Source organism: uncultured Roseobacter sp. (genome assembly GCF_947488185.1).
Lineage (GTDB): Bacteria > Pseudomonadota > Alphaproteobacteria > Rhodobacterales > Rhodobacteraceae > Roseobacter.
Genome location: NZ_CANKYM010000002.1, coordinates 1,046,287 through 1,063,642, shown reverse-complemented (window position 1 = coordinate 1,063,642; position 17,356 = coordinate 1,046,287). Strand labels below are relative to the sequence as shown.

Annotated in this window: 16 protein-coding genes; 8 read left to right on the top strand and 8 right to left on the bottom strand. The window is 58.7% G+C overall.

Annotated features, from left to right (window positions below; genetic code table 11):
- Positions 1-84: 84 nt before the first annotated feature.
- From Q1A52_RS11045 to Q1A52_RS11035, 3 genes are all read left to right on the top strand, one after another.
- Entirely contained in the window at positions 85-1,416 is a 1,332-nt protein-coding gene (locus Q1A52_RS11045; RefSeq protein ID WP_300014806.1) for a M23 family metallopeptidase, read from the top strand.
- Positions 1,406-1,906 (top strand): polymer-forming cytoskeletal protein, encoded by a 501-nt coding sequence (locus Q1A52_RS11040; protein WP_299776690.1) that lies wholly within the window; start codon positions 1,406-1,408, stop codon positions 1,904-1,906. Before Q1A52_RS11045 ends, Q1A52_RS11040 begins: the two co-directional genes overlap by 11 nt.
- Positions 1,907-2,108: 202 nt before the next feature.
- On the top strand, positions 2,109-2,501 hold the full coding sequence (locus tag Q1A52_RS11035; protein WP_300014803.1) for a nuclear transport factor 2 family protein: 393 nt from the start codon (positions 2,109-2,111) through the stop codon (positions 2,499-2,501).
- A gap of 197 nt (positions 2,502-2,698) precedes the next feature.
- Here the strand turns inward: Q1A52_RS11035 and Q1A52_RS11030 are convergent, their stop codons facing one another.
- The 3 genes from Q1A52_RS11030 to Q1A52_RS11020 all read right to left on the bottom strand — a co-directional run bounded on the left by Q1A52_RS11030 (position 2,699) and on the right by Q1A52_RS11020 (position 4,779).
- Positions 2,699-3,529 carry a hypothetical protein gene (locus Q1A52_RS11030; protein WP_300014800.1) on the bottom strand — a complete coding sequence of 277 codons (831 nt, stop codon included), beginning with the start codon at positions 3,527-3,529 and terminating at the stop codon, positions 2,699-2,701.
- Positions 3,530-3,734: 205 nt separating this feature from the next.
- The gene (locus tag Q1A52_RS11025) at positions 3,735-4,280 is read right to left on the bottom strand and encodes a peptidylprolyl isomerase (protein WP_300014797.1); all 546 of its coding nucleotides are present in this window, start codon (positions 4,278-4,280) and stop codon (positions 3,735-3,737) included.
- Positions 4,273-4,779, bottom strand: a complete 507-nt coding sequence (locus Q1A52_RS11020; protein ID WP_195822544.1) for a peptidylprolyl isomerase — start codon at positions 4,777-4,779, stop codon at positions 4,273-4,275. Before Q1A52_RS11020 ends, Q1A52_RS11025 begins: the two co-directional genes overlap by 8 nt.
- 127 nt (positions 4,780-4,906) lie before the next feature.
- Here Q1A52_RS11020 and pgk point away from each other — a divergent pair, with 127 nt between their 5' ends.
- The 5 genes from pgk to Q1A52_RS10995 all read left to right on the top strand — a co-directional run bounded on the left by pgk (position 4,907) and on the right by Q1A52_RS10995 (position 10,382).
- On the top strand, positions 4,907-6,094 hold the full coding sequence (gene pgk / locus Q1A52_RS11015; RefSeq protein ID WP_300014794.1) for a phosphoglycerate kinase: 1,188 nt from the start codon (positions 4,907-4,909) through the stop codon (positions 6,092-6,094).
- Positions 6,095-6,227: 133 nt separating this feature from the next.
- Positions 6,228-6,527, top strand: coding sequence for a septum formation initiator family protein (locus Q1A52_RS11010; protein ID WP_300014791.1), 300 nt, complete (start codon positions 6,228-6,230; stop codon positions 6,525-6,527).
- 147 nt (positions 6,528-6,674) lie between these two features.
- Positions 6,675-7,685: a pyruvate dehydrogenase (acetyl-transferring) E1 component subunit alpha gene (gene pdhA, locus Q1A52_RS11005; RefSeq protein WP_300014788.1), complete on the top strand. Its 1,011-nt coding sequence runs from the start codon at positions 6,675-6,677 to the stop codon at positions 7,683-7,685.
- 3 nt (positions 7,686-7,688) lie between these two features.
- The gene (locus tag Q1A52_RS11000; RefSeq protein WP_300014785.1) at positions 7,689-9,065 is read left to right on the top strand and encodes a pyruvate dehydrogenase complex E1 component subunit beta; all 1,377 of its coding nucleotides are present in this window, start codon (positions 7,689-7,691) and stop codon (positions 9,063-9,065) included.
- A gap of 12 nt (positions 9,066-9,077) precedes the next feature.
- Positions 9,078-10,382, top strand: coding sequence for a pyruvate dehydrogenase complex dihydrolipoamide acetyltransferase (locus Q1A52_RS10995; protein WP_300014782.1), 1,305 nt, complete (start codon positions 9,078-9,080; stop codon positions 10,380-10,382).
- 64 nt (positions 10,383-10,446) lie between these two features.
- Here the strand turns inward: Q1A52_RS10995 and cysE are convergent, their stop codons facing one another.
- The 5 genes from cysE to Q1A52_RS10970 all read right to left on the bottom strand — a co-directional run bounded on the left by cysE (position 10,447) and on the right by Q1A52_RS10970 (position 17,348).
- The gene (cysE, locus tag Q1A52_RS10990) at positions 10,447-11,259 is read right to left on the bottom strand and encodes a serine O-acetyltransferase (protein ID WP_299776708.1); all 813 of its coding nucleotides are present in this window, start codon (positions 11,257-11,259) and stop codon (positions 10,447-10,449) included.
- A gap of 185 nt (positions 11,260-11,444) precedes the next feature.
- Positions 11,445-15,386, bottom strand: a complete 3,942-nt coding sequence (locus Q1A52_RS10985) for a glycoside hydrolase TIM-barrel-like domain-containing protein (RefSeq protein WP_300014779.1) — start codon at positions 15,384-15,386, stop codon at positions 11,445-11,447.
- Complete coding sequence (locus Q1A52_RS10980; RefSeq protein ID WP_300014776.1) at positions 15,386-15,832, bottom strand: peptidase; 447 nt, start codon at positions 15,830-15,832, stop codon at positions 15,386-15,388. Before Q1A52_RS10980 ends, Q1A52_RS10985 begins: the two co-directional genes overlap by 1 nt.
- Positions 15,829-16,716: a DUF2163 domain-containing protein gene (locus tag Q1A52_RS10975; protein WP_300014773.1), complete on the bottom strand. Its 888-nt coding sequence runs from the start codon at positions 16,714-16,716 to the stop codon at positions 15,829-15,831. The genes Q1A52_RS10980 and Q1A52_RS10975 overlap by 4 nt, the downstream gene beginning before the upstream one ends.
- Positions 16,716-17,348, bottom strand: coding sequence for a DUF2460 domain-containing protein (locus Q1A52_RS10970; RefSeq protein WP_300014770.1), 633 nt, complete (start codon positions 17,346-17,348; stop codon positions 16,716-16,718). The genes Q1A52_RS10975 and Q1A52_RS10970 overlap by 1 nt, the downstream gene beginning before the upstream one ends.
- Positions 17,349-17,356 lie beyond the last annotated feature (8 nt).

The window sequence follows — 17,356 nt, the reverse complement described above, 5'->3', positions numbered from 1 at the left end:
ACCGCTCTTTAAGCACTCTGCGTGTGGTGTTAACCCTCTTGAGAAAGGGTGCGCACCGGGGGAGACGAGCAGAGGGACGGCTTCGTGCGGACACGTTTGGCAATCAAGGTTCATGGGCTGCTTGAGCAGTATTTCCCTGAACGCCGCGTGTTTCTCAAATCCGATACCGACACAAGATTTATCCGCCTGAAACCGGAAACCCAGTTGATCGCCTTTGCCGGCGGTGCCCTTCTGGTCTCCTGGACGATCATCGCCACGGCCATTCTGCTGATGGACAGCATTGGGTCTGGCAACTTCCGCGAACAGGCAAAGCGCGATCAAGTAACCTATCAGGCCCGGCTGAATGATCTGTCTGCGCAACGCGATGGCCGGGCCGCCGAGGCGCTGGCCGCGCAGGAACGGTTCAACGCCGCCCTTGACCAGATTTCCGTGATGCAATCGGAGCTGCTCGCGTCCGAGACGCGGCGGCATGAGTTGGAGACCGGGATCGAGGTAATCCAGACCACCCTGCGCAGCACGATGAAAGACCGCGAGACTGCGCGCGAGGCACTGGCGGCGCTGCAAAGTGATGCGCCACAGGGCACAGCGCCGACTCTTGCTGCTTCCAAGGATGCGGACGTCCCGGTTGATTTTCTTGCCGATGCGCTGGCGCGCACCGCCGCCGAACGGGATCAGGTTGTTGCAGACGCACAGCAGGCCTTGATCCATGCCGACGAGCTCGCGCTGGAAATCGAGCTGATGAAGGAGAATAACGATCAGATCTTCCGCCAGCTGGAAGAAGCAATGACCGTGTCGGTCGAGCCCCTGGACAAGATGTTCAAGGCCGCCGGGATGCCACCACAGCGCATTCTGGATCAGGTGCGGCGTGGCTATTCCGGCCAGGGCGGCCCGCTGACACCGCTGTCCTTTTCCAGCCGGGGAGAGGAAGTGTCCCCCGATTTCCTGCGGGCCAACCGCATTCTGGAGCAGATGGACACACTGAACCTTTACCGCATTGCGGCCGAAAAAGCGCCTTTTGCGATGCCGGTGAAACGCGCCTTTCGGTTCACCAGTGACTACGGCTTCCGGCGCGATCCCAAGACCGGTGGCCGCCGCATGCACAAGGGCGTGGACTTCGCCGCCCCTGCCGGCACGGATCTGCATGCCACGGCTGACGGCGTGGTGATCCACGCGGGCTGGCAGTCGGGCTATGGCCGCCTGATCAAAATCCAGCACGACTTCGGCATCGAAACCCGTTACGCGCATCTTTCAAAAATTCGCGTCAAAGTTGGGCAAAGGGTCTCGCGCGGCGATCATATCGGTGATATGGGTGCAAGCGGACGGGTGACCGGCGTGCACCTGCACTATGAAGTGCGTGTCGGTGGGAAAGCTGTAAACCCAATGATCTATATCAAGGCTGCAAAAGATGTTTTCTAAGAGCAAAATCAACGAACCGGGCGCCAAACAGGCCGAAGCTGACACAAGCACACCTGCGGCGTCTTCCTCTGCTCCGGCCACACCAAAGCCGGCCGAGTACAAGGCAAGCCCTCCAAAGGCAAAGCCGCCAGCCTCCGTGCTGTCGTCGGATTTGCACGTCACGGGCAACATGAAGACAACTGGCGACATCCAGGTCGAAGGCACAGTCGAAGGCGATATTCGTGCACATCTACTGACCATTGGCGAGACGGCCACGATCAAGGGCGAAGTGATTGCTGACGACGTCGTGGTCAATGGACGCATCGTGGGCCGCGTCCGCGGCCTGAAGGTCCGCCTGACATCAACTGCACGGGTCGAGGGTGACATCATCCACAAGACCATTGCAATCGAAAGCGGTGCGCATTTCGAAGGATCCGTACAGCGTCAGGACGATCCGCTGAACCCGGGCGCGAAATCGACGCCTGCGGCCAAGCCGAATCCCGCATCCTAAAAGGATCGCGCTGAAAAGACGAAAGGCGTCGCGCTGCGGCGCCTTTTTTGAGTCAACCGGGCTAAAACCATATCTCGTGGTTCTTTTCAGACAGCTGCCAGCCCCACACCCCTCCCCGCTGGGCATAGCTTGTTAGTGCAAGGCGACTTCTTGCCAAGCTTACTCGCAATGCATAGCCTCCCCGATGAATTAGGAGGCCAAAATGCCATTCTCAAAACGTCAACTGGACGCCCTTGCAAAGCGATATACAGACGCCTGGAATTCAAAGATTCCGACGCAGGTTGCCGACATGCATGTGCCCGGCAGCAGTATCGCAATCAATCGTGGCGACCCCTCCGTGGGACATACCGGGCTCACCGAGATGGCGGCAGGCTTTCACTCGGATGTGCCGGACTTGCATCTTACGTGTGATGGTATTCGGGGGGCTGGTACGCACGTCATTTATATGTGGACCTTCACGGGCCACCATGCGGAGACGGGCAATCCGCTGAATGTGACTGGTTGGGAAGAATGGGAACTCGACGACGATATGAAAGTCACATCCTCCCTGGGGTGGTTTGACGCTGAGGACTACGACCGCCAAGTCGCTGGATAATCTCCGGGTGATCTTCAGGAAGAAAACAGCCTGCTGTGGGGGGATCCCGCAATCATCACCACATGCAGCTGTTCCGGGCACGCAACCGTCGGCCCTGCCACTAAAATTTGCCTTTGCGCTCACTCGTCCAGCGTCCGAAAGGTGATATTGAATAGACCGGCGCGGCTATGCCCGAAGAACGGCGACAGTCGTGCAATTCAGCCTGACTTGGCGCTGCCATTCTGCAGTATTCGGGCTTTTCGGAGCCGTAGCCAAATGAAGGGTGCAGCCAATGGGCGAAACCAATTGCTTTTTAATCTTTCCACACCAAGGGCCGTCGCAACATAGTTTGCTTCGACCTGGTCGTAGTTAAGTCGCTCATTTTCAGCCCGCTTGCCGATTTCGGCCGCGGCCTGAAACTGCGTGAATGCATCTTCCGACAGAAGTTGCCGTAGCAAAACGACGCCCGGATGATCCACCATGAAACTGTCGAAGTCGTATTCAATAACTTGACCCGATACATGGTGTCGGAAACGCTTGGCGAAACGCGTGAAATCGAAAATGAAGATGTAGTTGAAGTTGACCGTCGACAAGTACAGGCAACCACGCTCTTTCGCTGCTTTTTGCACGACTTCGCGGCTTAGGACGACACCGTGCTTACTCTTCTCCGCGTAGAGTGAAGAGATGTAATCCTCGATTGGCCGGGTCACAACGACCCATGAAATCGCGTCAAACCCGGCCTCATGCGCCAATGCTTCGATTTCAGAAGCAAGCGCAACATCCGCGATACAGTTTTCAAAATCCTCGCCACTCAGAAGCACCGTGTGGCAGTCGGGTTCGGCCTCCCTAAAGCACTCCCCAAGATAAGCTCCGAGCGTTTCCGAACCTCTTCGTTGCACCTCCCAAAGGACATGGCTGTGCTGAAATTGGTCGCCATACTCCGGGTAGTGAATTCCAAAATCACGAAGCAAGAGCCGGTTCGCAAAGCAAAACTTCTGGAAACTTGTGGTGCCCGTTTTGTGCAGGCCACAATGAATTACGAGCTTCAAATACGTCTCCTGTAGAAGCAGCCTTTGGCGTTGCCCACTTGCCATCTTGGGTCGTCGAATATCGCAGCCTGTGCGGAGTTGGGCCGAGGATACGCAATCACACCCCGCCTTACAACACGGGGAACGGGATTGAGCGCATCAGGTTAAAGCTGCAATTGACCGGCCCGCCTGGTGTTTCGTGACGGGCTGGTCAAGATCACACACGCTAGTCCGTCACGGTGACCCTTTGCATCACGTCCGGTTCGCCAACGACGGCGCCATTGGGGCCGGCGCCAAGCTTGATCGCGTCCAGCACGTCGAGCCCTTCTGTCACGCGGCCGACAACGGTGTATTGGCCATTCAGGAAGTACCCTTCCTGGAACATGATGAAAAACTGGCTGTTGGCGCTGTCCGGGTTCTGCGCCCGCGCCATACCCACGACGCCGCGGTCAAACGGCACGTCCGAGAATTCCGCTGCCAGATCCGGCTGCTCCGACCCGCCGGTGCCCGCGCGGCGCATGTCACCGCCCCGTTTGCCGTGTTCGACATCACCGGTCTGCGCCATGAATCCTTCGATCACGCGGTGAAAGACCACACCGTCATAGGCGCCGCTTTCTGCCAGCGCCGTGATCCGCGCCACGTGGCCGGGCGCCACATCTTCGAGTAGGTCGATCTTGATCGTACCGCTGGCCTCGCCCGCAACTTCGATCTCAAGACCCGAGGCCAGTGCCGGGCTGGCCAGCATCAGCGATGCGATGAGCGCCTTATGCATCTGCGGCCACCTTGACGGAGATCATCCGGTCGGGCTCCGCTGGCGGCTCGCCCCGCGTGATTGCGTCGACATGCTCCATACCTTCGATCACCTGCCCGTAAACGGTGTACTGGCCGTTCAGGAAATCATTGTCCTTGAAGTTGATGAAGAACTGGCTGTTGGCGCTGTCGGGGTTTTGCGACCGTGCGGCACCAATCGAGCCACGCGCATGCGGGATCTTGGAGAATTCAGCCGGCACATTGTCCATGTCCGATCCGCCAGTGCCCGCCATACGCAGGTTGAACCCCTCTTCCATGTTGCCGTGCTGCACGTCGCCGGTCTGGGCCATGAAGCCGTCGATCACCCGGTGAAACGCCACGTTGTCATACTGGCCGGACCGCGCAAGCTCCTTCATCCGCTCCACATGTTTCGGGGCCACATCCGGCAGCAGTTGGATGGTCACCGTTCCCCCCTTCAGCTCCATCAGTATCGTGTTTTCGGGGTCTTTGATCTCGGCCATATCGGCGCTCCTGTCTGTTTGCTTGGCCGAGTACCTAAATCCTGTGGCTCTGAATGCCAAGCAGGTCATTGACGCAAGCGGTCATACGCGCAAAACACGGGGGCAATTTTGACGAAAGGATCGGGTGATGGGCTGGAAGACGCTGGACGATATGGAGCTTGCAGGCAAACGTGTGCTGGTGCGGGTGGATATCAACGTACCGGTCGAGGATGGCCGGGTCACCGACACCACCCGCATTGATCGGATCGTGCCAACCATTCGCGATATTCTGGCGGCGGGTGGTTTGCCGATCCTGCTGGCCCACTTCGGACGCCCCAAAGGCAAGGTCGTACCCGAAATGTCGCTGCGGGTGACCCTGCCCGCGCTGGAGGCGGCCCTCGGTCAGGACGTCACTTTCGTCGAGCGCCCCGACCCGGACGCCCTGCAGGCCTTGCCCACGGGGTCCGTTGTGCTGGTGGAGAACACCCGCTTTGCCGCGGGGGAAGAGGCCAATGATCCCGGCATGGCGCAGTTCCTCGCCAGCTTGGGTGACGTGTTCTGCAACGATGCTTTCTCTGCTGCGCACCGCGCCCATGCCTCGACAACCGGTATCGCGCATCTGCTGCCATCCTGTGCCGGCAGGTTGATGCAGGCCGAGCTCTCAGCGCTCGAAAGCGCGCTGGCGCATCCCGAACGCCCCGTCGGTGCGGTTGTGGGCGGCGCCAAGGTCTCGACAAAAATCGCGCTGCTTGAAAATCTGGTGGGTAAACTGGACCTACTGGTGATCGGCGGCGGCATGGCGAACACCTTCCTCGCCGCTCAAGGCGCGCAACTGGGCGCATCCCTGCAGGAACCCGATTTCATCGACACGGCCAAGGCGATCATGGCAGAGGCGGAAAAGACCGGCTGCCGCATTCTGCTGCCCGTGGACGGTTTGGTCGCGCGGGAATTCAGAGCCGCTGCCGATCATGACGCCCTGCCCCTCCGCCCGGATACGGTCCTGGCCGCAGATCAGATGGTGCTGGACGCAGGCCCCGAGACCGCGAAATCCGTCTGTGCGGCTTTTGCCGATCTGAAAACGCTGATCTGGAATGGCCCATTGGGCGCCTTTGAGATCGCCCCTTTCGATAAGGCCACAAATGCCGCTGCGGCAGAGGCCGCACGTCTGACCAAGGCAGGGCAGTTGATTTCGGTTGCGGGCGGTGGGGATACGGTCGCCGCACTCAACCAGGCCGGTGCCGCAACGGACTTTACCTATATCTCCACCGCTGGCGGCGCCTTCCTGGAATGGATGGAAGGCAAGGACCTACCGGGGGTTGCAGCGCTGTCCGACTGACGCGGACTCCGCCAGCAACACGCGCGAAACCGCCTGTTTTTCAAAGGAAATGTGACAAAGGGGATTCCCTTTTCACGGTGCCTGTGCGATAGTACTGCCACGTCCGGTAAGAGGCGACCAAGAGGCACGGCAGATGACCCGCACACCCCGACCTGCATTCGGTACATTCGTGTTCTTCACGCTCGCGTTGGGGTTGGCCACCTATTTCACATTCGCTGCCGTACAGGGCGATTTCGGATTGTTCCGCCGCGCCGAAATCGTAGCCGAAGCCGATGCGTTGCAAAAACAGCTGGCCTATGTGCAGCAAGAAGTCGTCCGGATGGAGAACCTGACCCAACGGCTGTCAGATAACTTTCTCGATCTGGACCTTCTGGACGAACAGGCGCGATCTGTTCTTGGCATGATCCGCGCGGATGAAATCGTTATCCGCTAAGTGCTTAGCCCCTAAAACCTGACGATTACACGGGCTGCTGACCACGCGTCAGATTGCCCCTCGCCTTACGCGCGCGAATCCGATAAAGAATAGTTTAACGCTAAACTATCTGCCCGAAGCCGGGCGCGACGAGGGAGAACCGCTCAGATGGCACCGCGAAAATCCACCAAAAAACCAAATGTTTCTGCGGAAGAGCTCAAAGCCTATTACCGCGATATGCTGCTGATCCGGCGGTTCGAGGAAAAAGCAGGCCAGCTCTACGGCATGGGTCTGATTGGGGGCTTCTGCCACCTCTACATCGGTCAGGAAGCGGTTGTGGTGGGCCTTGAGGCCGCCGCCGAAGAGGGTGACAAGCGCATCACCTCCTACCGCGACCACGGCCATATGCTGGCCTGCGGCATGGACCCCAACGGCGTGATGGCCGAGTTGACGGGTCGCGAAGGTGGCTATTCCAAGGGTAAGGGCGGCTCGATGCATATGTTCTCCAAGGAGAAGCATTTCTATGGCGGCCACGGCATCGTCGCCGCGCAGGTACCGCTGGGCGCGGGACTGGCATTTGCCGACAAGTACAAGGAAAACGGTCGGGTCACCTTCACCTACTTCGGCGATGGCGCAGCCAATCAGGGGCAGGTGTATGAGGCCTTCAACATGGCGGCCCTCTGGAAACTGCCCTGTGTCTTTGTAATCGAAAACAATCAATACGCCATGGGCACGTCCCAACAACGCTCCACCTCCTCCGCGGAAATTTACGAGCGCGGCAAATCCTTCGGCATTCCCGGCGAGGCCGTGGATGGCATGGACGTACTGGCTGTAAAAGAGGCCGGTGAAAAAGCCGTGGCCCACTGCCGCTCGGGCGACGGCCCCTACATTCTTGAGATCAAGACCTACCGCTACCGGGGCCACTCCATGTCGGACCCGGCCAAATACCGGACCCGCGAAGAAGTGCAGAAAATGCGCGACGAACGCGACCCGATCGAGCAGGTGCGCTCGCTTCTACTCACCGGCAAACATGCCAGCGAGGAGGATCTCAAAGCGATCGACAAGGAGATCAAGGAAATCGTGAACGAAAGCGCCGAGTTCGCCAAGACCTCACCGGAGCCGGCTGTTGAAGAGCTCTGGACCGATATTTACGCCACAGAAGTTCCGCAGGAGGCTTGATCCATGGCAACAGAAATTCTCATGCCCGCTCTGAGCCCAACCATGGAAGAAGGCACGCTGGCCAAATGGCTGGTCAAGGAGGGCGACACGGTCTCCTCCGGCGACATCATGGCCGAGATCGAAACCGACAAGGCGACGATGGAATTCGAAGCCGTTGATGAAGGCACCATCGGCAAGATCCTCGTGGCCGAAGGCACCGAAGGGGTGAAAGTGAACACCCCTATTGCTGTCCTGCTGGAAGACGGTGAAAGTGCCGATGACATCAAGACAGCAGCGCCGGAGGCGGCCCCTGCCGCCGACGCGGGCAACGAGGCGGCCCCGGCGGCCTCCGAGGCGCCCGCCCCTGCCCCTGCAGCGCCCCAAACAGACAGCACGCCCGACTGGCCGGAAGGCACCACGCTGAAACAGCAAACCGTACGCGAGGCGCTGCGCGATGGCATGGCCGAAGAGATGCGCCGCGACGACTCTGTCTTCCTGATGGGTGAAGAGGTCGCCGAATACCAGGGCGCCTACAAGATCAGCCAGGGTATGCTCGACGAATTCGGCGCCAAACGCGTGATCGACACGCCGATCACCGAACATGGCTTTGCCGGGATCGCCACAGGTGCAGCCTTCGGTGGTCTCCGCCCAATTGTCGAGTTCATGACCTTCAACTTCGCAATGCAGGCCATCGACCAGATCATCAACTCCGCCGCAAAAACTCTCTACATGTCTGGCGGTCAGATGGGTGCGCCCATGGTCTTCCGTGGCCCCAACGGTGCCGCCGCCCGCGTGGGTGCGCAGCACAGCCAGGACTACGCCGCCTGGTACATGCAAGTGCCGGGCCTGAAGGTCGCGATGCCCTACTCCGCCTCCGACTACAAGGGCTTGATGAAAACCGCGATCCGCGATCCCAACCCGGTGATTTTCCTTGAAAACGAAATCCTCTACGGGCGCAGTTTCGACGTCCCTGACCTCGATGACTATACGGTACCGTTTGGCAAAGCGCGCATCTGGCGCGAAGGCTCGGACGTGACCATCGTCAGCTTTGGCATCGGAATGAGTTACGCGCTGGCCGCCGCGGATCAACTGGCCGAGGAAGGCATATCCGCCGAGGTCATCGATCTGCGTACCCTGCGCCCGATGGACACCGGCAGCATCATCAAATCGGTGATGAAGACGAACCGCTGCGTAACGGTTGAAGAAGGCTGGCCGCAAGGCTCTGTCGGCAACTACATCTCAAGCGTGATCATGCAGGAGGCGTTTGACTATCTCGATGCGCCGGTGATCAACTGTACCGGCAAGGATGTGCCCATGCCCTATGCGGCGAACCTTGAAAAACTCGCGCTTGTGACCACCGACGAGGTCGTCGCCGCCGTGAAACAAGTCACATATAAATAAGGAGCGCGTCAGATGCCGATAGAAATTCTCATGCCCGCTCTGAGCCCAACCATGGAAGAAGGCACGCTGGCCAAATGGCTGGTCAAGGAGGGCGATACCGTCTCCTCCGGCGACATCATGGCCGAGATCGAAACCGACAAGGCGACGATGGAATTCGAAGCCGTCGATGAAGGCACCATCGGCAAGATCCTCGTGGCCGAAGGCACCGAAGGGGTGAAAGTGAACACCCCTATCGCTGTCCTGCTGGAAGACGGTGAAAGTGCCGATGACATCAAGACAGCAGCGCCGGAGGCGGCACAAGCCGCCGACGCGGGCAACGAGGCGGCCCCTGCGGCCTCCGAGGCGCCCGCCATTCCGGCAGCAGGCAGTACCCCTGCCCCACAGGCCGCAGATGGCACCCGGATCTTCGCCTCTCCGCTGGCACGTCGGATTGCGGCTGACAAGGGTCTGAACCTCGCGGATATCAAAGGTTCCGGCCCGCATGGTCGGATCATAAAAGCGGACGTCGAGGGCGCCAGTGCGACCCCCAAACCGGCAGCAGCAAGTACCCCGGCAGCGGCTCCTGCAGCTGCGGCACCGGCCACCGGCCCGGCGGCGGATGCGGTCATGGCGATGTACGACGGACGCGACTACGAGGAAATCAGCCTCAACGGCATGCGCAAGACCATTGCTGCGCGTCTGACCGAAGCCAAGCAGTCGATCCCGCACTTCTACCTGCGCCGTGACATAGAACTGGATGCGCTGCTGAAATTCCGGGGCGAGCTGAACAAGCAGCTTGAAAGCCGCAGCGTGAAGCTCTCCGTCAACGATTTCATCATCAAGGCCTGCGCCCTGGCGCTGCAATCCGTGCCGGACGCAAATGCCGTTTGGGCTGGTGACAGAATGCTAAAGCTGAAACCCTCCGACGTTGCCGTCGCCGTTGCCATTGAAGGCGGGCTGTTCACACCTGTCCTGAAAGACGCCGAGATGAAATCGCTCTCCGCGCTGTCAGCAGAAATGAAAGATCTCGCCGGGCGTGCCCGGGATCGGAAGCTCGCGCCCCATGAGTATCAGGGCGGCAGCTTTGCCATCTCGAACCTCGGGATGTTCGGCATTGACAACTTTGACGCGGTTATCAACCCTCCACATGGCGCCATTCTGGCGGTCGGGGCGGGCGCGAAAAAACCGATCGTTGGAAAAGACGGAGAACTCGCGGTGGCGACGGTCATGTCCGTCACGCTTTCTGTCGATCACCGCGTCATCGACGGCGCATTGGGTGCGAAATTGTTGCAGGCAATCAAGGAAAACCTCGAGAACCCGATGACAATGCTCGCGTAACCGCAGCGCAAACGCAAAAAAGGCCGGGTGCAAAACACTCGGCCTTTTGCATTTTGTCGTTCAGCTACTGATTGTCCGGACCAAACATGTGGTTCATGGAAATCGATGGTTGATCACATCCGGCTTCGCCCACGATCCTTGCAGGAATACCGGCGACCGTCTTGCAGGCTGGAACCTCTTCGAGAACGACCGAACCTGCAGCGATACGGCTGCAATGCCCGACCTTGATGTTCCCAAGCACCTTTGCACCGGCCCCGATCAACACGCCGTTTCCGATCTTGGGATGACGATCTTCTTCCTCTTTGCCCGTGCCGCCCAGCGTCACGGAATGCAGCATCGAGACGTTGTCGCCCACCACCGCTGTTTCGCCGATCACGATCGAATGCGCATGGTCGATCATGATGCCCTTGCCGATGCGCGCCGCCGGGTGAATGTCCACGCCAAAAATCTCTGAGACACGCATCTGAACAAAATAGGCCAAATCGCGATGGCCCTTTGACCAGAGGTGATGGCCGACGCGATAGGCCTGCATCGCCTGATATCCTTTGAAATAGAGGATGGGCTGCAAGAGGCGATGGCAGGCCGGGTCACGTTCGTAAATCGCGGCGAGGTCCGCACGGGCAGCTTGAACAAGAGTCGGATCGCTCGCGTAAGCGTCTTCGACCATCTCGCGCACCACAACCATGGACATCTCATTCGACGCCAACTTCGCCGCAATACGGTAAGACAGCGCTTTTTCGATGCTTTTATGATGCAGGATACAAGCGTGCAGAAATCCCCCCATCAGGGGTTCGTCCAATGCAGCCTGCCGCGCTTCGGCACATATCTGATCCCACGCCGGATCGACCTGGGTGATCTTTGGTTTTAGTTCAGCCATTGCCATCATCCTTTTGCACCGGTTCTTACTTACTTTATCTAGTAAGCAAAAACCAAACGCAAACCTGTGATGTATTCTATTCCAGTTTTGAATGGATCAATCAGCGCCTGTGACAAACACAGCTTACGTGACAATAGAATACCATGTAGCGTCATTCTCTACGTGCCTCACTGCGCAACAAGTCCTCAAAGTGTGATCTCTCTTTGCCGCGACAATCCGGTTCCAAAAACAGCGGAAACCTGCGCAACCTCCACGACAACTGTCCCAACGGCGCCATCCGCCAACTGATCGGCGTGCGCATACGTCCATTCCGGAGAGTGAACGATTGCATCCCGCAATATGGCTTCGCCTTGCCGCACGCGAACCGAGTAGGTTTCGCCTTCTTCGGCCAAAGGTACTTCCGGTACATCCCATCCATCGCCATCCAATCGCGTGCGACGCACCCAGGTCGCGGCGACACTCCCATCCGAGGTACGGTGTGTTCGCAGATGTACCGGCGCGTAAGGCCGTTCGCCGTTTCCGTTGAAGGCATGCGCCTCCTGAACATAGGAAATATCATCCACAGGACGACGCGCTGGACCTATACGATAGGTCTGTTCCACGCGCCGTAAATTCCGGCTGATCTCCAGTTGCTCCGGAAAGCCGTTCAGCAAGACGAACCAAGAACCTGTTGGCCAGACATCCGGCATCAGACCGTCACTGCCGACCTGTCCTCGCAATCTGCGGGAGAGGCGGTAGGTATCCTTGTCCACTAGTTCCGCATCCGCAAACTGAAAAACTTCCCAATTGTCCGGTGTACCATCTCCAATGGCGGCCAGATTGGCACCACTCAGCATCGCCTGAACATCAACTGAACTCAGAGTTCCACTGATGAGCTTGACTTCAAGAGGTGCGCCCCGATCCAAAAGGCTGGCAGGCGCTGCAAACATATCTGACTGTGTGGTGCCTATGATTGAGCGCGCAGAGATCTGGCTCGCGAGCCTGAAATCGCTATCACTCGGAGACTGATAGATCGCGACGGACCCTTGCCAGGGTTGTGCAGTCACCGCGACATGGGGGGCGTGCGGTGTTTCGTCTCCAGTGATCAAAGGCAGGTCCATAAATAGTGGTGAAACCGGTACCGGCGGTACAAAAGCCTTGGGGCTGGGCATATCATCGATCATTTCAGCCGACGTATAGACATCCGGCTCAATCCGAATGGCTTCAACGATCTGCAGCATCCCCTGTTCAACCCGGTCTATGCGGTACAAGGCTCGCCCTTCCGATTGATCGGCCTGCAATTCAATGACATCGCCCGCCCCCATGGTCAGGCAGGAGGGCGGCAGGGCAAAGCGTATCGCATCGCGGGCGATGCGCGCTTCGGTCAACCACCGTTCGGCAGTTTGCCGCCCCTCTCCGCGGGTCAGGGCAATCGGGACTTCAGAGGTGGAGACAGAATGCGTGCGCTCGTCCGCCAAGACAGCCTCTTCGGCAAGCACATCGAAATCGGCATCGGCCTGAACGAAACGCAACCTTACACGTCCTGCCATCTCGGCCTGTGCCGAGCGCGATTGTTCAACGGTCCCGTCCAGCTCATCACTCAGCGCCAGAATACTCCGATCCAGCGGCACAGGGTTCTGACCGTTCCGCATGCGGAAAACCAACTGGCCATCACGCTCCACAGCATCAAAGGAATAGCGCAGCATCAGAGGCTGCAGTGACGCACGTGCATCGTTCACGTCGTTGACCAGGTACCCACGGACATTTCCGTAAAGCTGACTCGTGTCGAAATCTACGACACCGGCCTTATGACAAATCTCGCTTACGACAGACGCCAGAGACCGCGCTGACGTTCTTCCATTAATCCAATGGCCGCGCGCGTAGTTTTCCGAATCGCTCCAAAGCGCTGAATTATTGGGGAAATAGGGATACGGGCGCGCGTCCCATGCCCAGACAAAGGCGCGATCCATGTCTACCATTGGCCCACCGTAGGTGGCGGAAACCGGGTTATTGGTCTCATCGCCCCAGAATGTCACCATCGCACGCAGGTACTGTGCCTGAACAAAATCGTCCCGCGCTCCGTTCGAGAACTTCGGCAGGCTGCTTTCTGAGGATTTCATATCCAGGAACTTATTGGGCTGATTTGTGCCTTTATCAACCGATGCACAGCCCATTTCAGTAAACCAGATCGGCTTGGAGTTCGGCACCCAGGGGGTCGCTGTGGCAGCCCTAATCCCTGCAATGCGCTCGTAATGTTCGTTTGACCACCAGTTTTTGATATCCTTGTACCGATAAACCCATGGCTCGTTGTGCGCACCGTCCTCAATGGGCGTTCGGATCTGGGCTGCCGCATCCTCATCCGACGCATAATACCAATCATACCCTTCCCCCCCGGCGATATTGCTGCGCAGGTAATCGAGATCATAAATGGACCCGACATCGGCATCGAGGTGGTCATCCCCCTCGCGCCAGTCCGACATCGGCATGTAGTTGTCGATACCGATAAAATCGATGTTGGGATCCGCCCACAGCGGGTCGAGATGAAAATACCGATCATTCGACCCATCCTGCGGCTGGTAGCCAAAGTACTCGCTCCAATCCGCAGCATAACTGATTTTGACATCAGGGCCGAGAATACTGCGCACGTCGGCGGCGAGTGCTTGCAAGCGCTCAACGGCAACAAAGCGATTTCCCGATCCTCTGATTTGCGTTAGGCCGCGCATCTCGGTGCCGATACAAAACGCTTCGACCCCTCCTGCAGCTTTGCAGAGCGCCGCATAATGCAGGATAAACCGGGAAAACGACCACTCTTGAGGTCCGCTGTACACAACAGATTTTCCGGAGGTTGAAAAATCGGCAGCCTTCGCTGTTCCGAAGAACGCCTCGACTTCCGCATCTGCGCCTGCAGTCCCATCAGGCGATCCCGCGACGCCAGGTGCCACAGAGAGCGTAATCCGTCCACGCCATGGCAGCCGTGGTTGCGATTCTTCCGGCGTATAAGGGTTCGGCAGGACATTGTCGCTCAATTGATCCATCAGAATGAAGGGGTAAAACAACACTTCCTTGCCCGCCGTATGCATCGCCTGAATGGCCTGTACTACGGATTGATCGGTCGGCGTCCCTCCATAAATTGGGCGTTCGTTTTCCAGCGGCATTGTCTCGGCTGAACTCCGGTTCAACCCCGCGACCGACCAATGCATATTTTCGCCTTCGTACTGCTTTTTCTCAACCTTTGGACGCACTTCGCAGGTTCCGCAGCGCAAATCGTTACCAAACCAGGAAACGACAAGCGATGCCGCCTGACAATTTGGCAGTTCGTCGCTCAAAGTCTCCAGTGATGCTGCAAAATCAGTCTTCTCTGCCGGGGTGTTCACATTGGCACTCCAGCGACTACCGGGACCGCTGGTGTAATGCACCGGCGTCGTGGCCAGCGAATACTCTCCCGTGCCGGGTATCACCGCCACGCTTTTAATTGCATAAGTCAGCGCCTGATCCGCATCGGGTTCGGTAACCTGTTCCGGGCGTGATACCTCAAAGGAAAACTGAGGCACCCGATTTCCGAACCGTTCCAGCGAGAGGTTCTCAAAAACCACGTAGGCTGTGCCACGGTAGGCCGGAACCATACCGGTCCCCTCGATTGCCTCAATTACCGGGTCCGGCAACTGATCAGCCGCGCCACGGTAGACTCGCATGTTCAAGTCATCCGGCGCAATTTCTTCGCCATTGGCCCAGATCCGTCCGATACGCGTGATTTCACCCTCGCAAATGGCGACGGCCAGATTGACCGAGTAGGAATAGCTGCGGGTTTGCGACTTTGGCTGGCTTGGGGCACCCTTACCGCCGCCACCGCCGCCTGCCACGGTGACGGTCTCGGCAAAATCCGAAGCCCAGATCACCTGTCCACCCAGACGCATGCGTCCATAGACCTGGGCCAACGCTTCCCCCTCACCAACACTCGAAATCCGGAACCGGTCGACCTTGCCCGTCTCGACAACGTCGGAGCCTTGCCCCAGGAGTTTCTGATCGATCACGCGACCGATGGTTGCCCCAACAGCCCGCCCGATGACGGCCGTCGATAGACCTGCCACCGTACCCCCGATGGAACCGCCAACCGCAGCGCCTACAGTAGAAAGAACTAGCGTCGCCATCAGCTGGCCTCCTCAGGAAATGTAAACCGAGCAACCACCCGGCGGCGCCACGGCAGGCTGAGAGAGCTCTCCACCACACCAAAGCGCGAATATGCGTGAACGAAACTCGGGTTTGAGCCAACGCGCCCGACGACGCCCAGATGCTTGGCCACCGCACTGCTGCGCATGCGGAAAAGCAGGACGTCGCCCGGGGCCTCATCCTTCAGGTCTTTCGGGTGCAGGTGGCGCAGTGCAGCATTCCACAAACGTTCTTCACCCTGTGGTTCGGACCAATCCATGGAATAGGCCGGCACGTTTTCGGGCTCATCGCCGTAAAGCACCCGCCAAATCCCCCGCAATAGCCCAAGGCAATCAGTGCCCGCGCCCTTGACTGCCGACTGGTGGACATAGGGCGTGCCAATCCAGTCCCGCGCCTCAGTCACGATATTTTGTTGAAGCGGTGTCATCTCAAGCTCCCACCGGTGTTCGCGCCCGTGGATTTCGGTACTGCCATCATCCAGTCTTCGCCCGGGACATCCGGAAAGCCTTGGAAGTTGGCGAGATTGGCGAACTTCACGCGGCAGGTTTCGCTGCGTTTGTCGCATCCGGCGATCAGACGCACGACAGTGCCAGCCTCCAGCGGGCTGCGCATCGGCTCCCAAAGTTCGATCACGCGGTCAGCGCCTTCGAACCGGTCCTGCTTGACCATTCCCCAAAGGCCTTTTGCCGAACCGGTCAGAACTTCCAACCGCCCCCGCGCAAACCAGCTTGCATCGAATCCGCCGAAGCCTGCCCACCGAAACACGCGCGCCTGGGTCACCGTCTCAATCGGCAAGTCGATGGAATACCCCGGCGCCGTCAAATCAAACCGGCAGGCCCTGTCGCCCAAGACAGCCGTACACGGCTTCTGGTAAACGCGCCCCAAGGGCCGGTTCAGCAATTCGGTGAGCCCCCGCAACTCTGCCTGGAAACCACCATCCGCGCGACGCAGTTCACCAATCGTGCCACGGAACTGCAGCCAACGCTGCGATACGTCATTCCAATTCACCAGCCAAGCGCGCACCTCAGCCTCGTCAAAACGGCCTTGCTCGATCTCATCCTCGCGGATCGACAAATCGCTCAGCGCCCCAAGGGCTTCGGTGTTGTCCACCGACAGGCCCGTGCTCTGTGACAGCGCCAGGGCGCTTAGGCCTGTATCCGCGCGAAAGGTGATACCGTCGAAAGTCAGCTCCCGATCATGATCGGTGAAGCCAAGTATAACACCGTCCTTGCGCTCAATAGCCCATGCGTGCGCCACGGTGGTCAGCCCGCCCTCAAGATGGGCCTGCAATCCTGCATCCATTTGCGACATCAGATGCGTACCTCCACAATAGGGACATTGGGCACTTCGCCAGCCTGAAAACTGGCGATACTGGTCTGAATGCGGTCGGTGTCAAAACGCACCGGAACATCAAACTCAAACCCTGCGGAGACATCGGCGCCAGCGACTGGGGGCTGTGCAAAGGTGATTGCGCCGCTCGTAAGATCGAGCGCGTAGTCAATGGTTTCCTGCAGCTCGACACCACCCACACCAACCCGCACGGTTTCCGCAACCGGCTTGCTGATTGGGCGGCTGTATCCATGGGCGCCCGACTGGTAAGTCTTTTGCAGCGCAAACTCGGTTTGCACGCCATCCCCGGTTCCCAAGGCCTGATCGAAAGCGGTGATATCCAGCGACGGCTTGGACGAACGATAATCCGACCAGTCCTTCCAGCGAAACCCGAAAAGCTGGCCGAAACGCGCCTCGAAGAAGGCGATTAAGGTCTCGACGTCATCCAGTGACCGCATGCCCATCCCTGCGTCATACCGCCTGCGCGAATGCGCCCATGGAGAGTTGCGCTCTTCATATCCGTTGCTGATCGTCACAACATCCGTACGGCGTTCCGGACCGCCAACTGACCCAAAGCTCAGCGTGGCTGGAAATCTGACTTCATGAAACTGCATAATCCTGC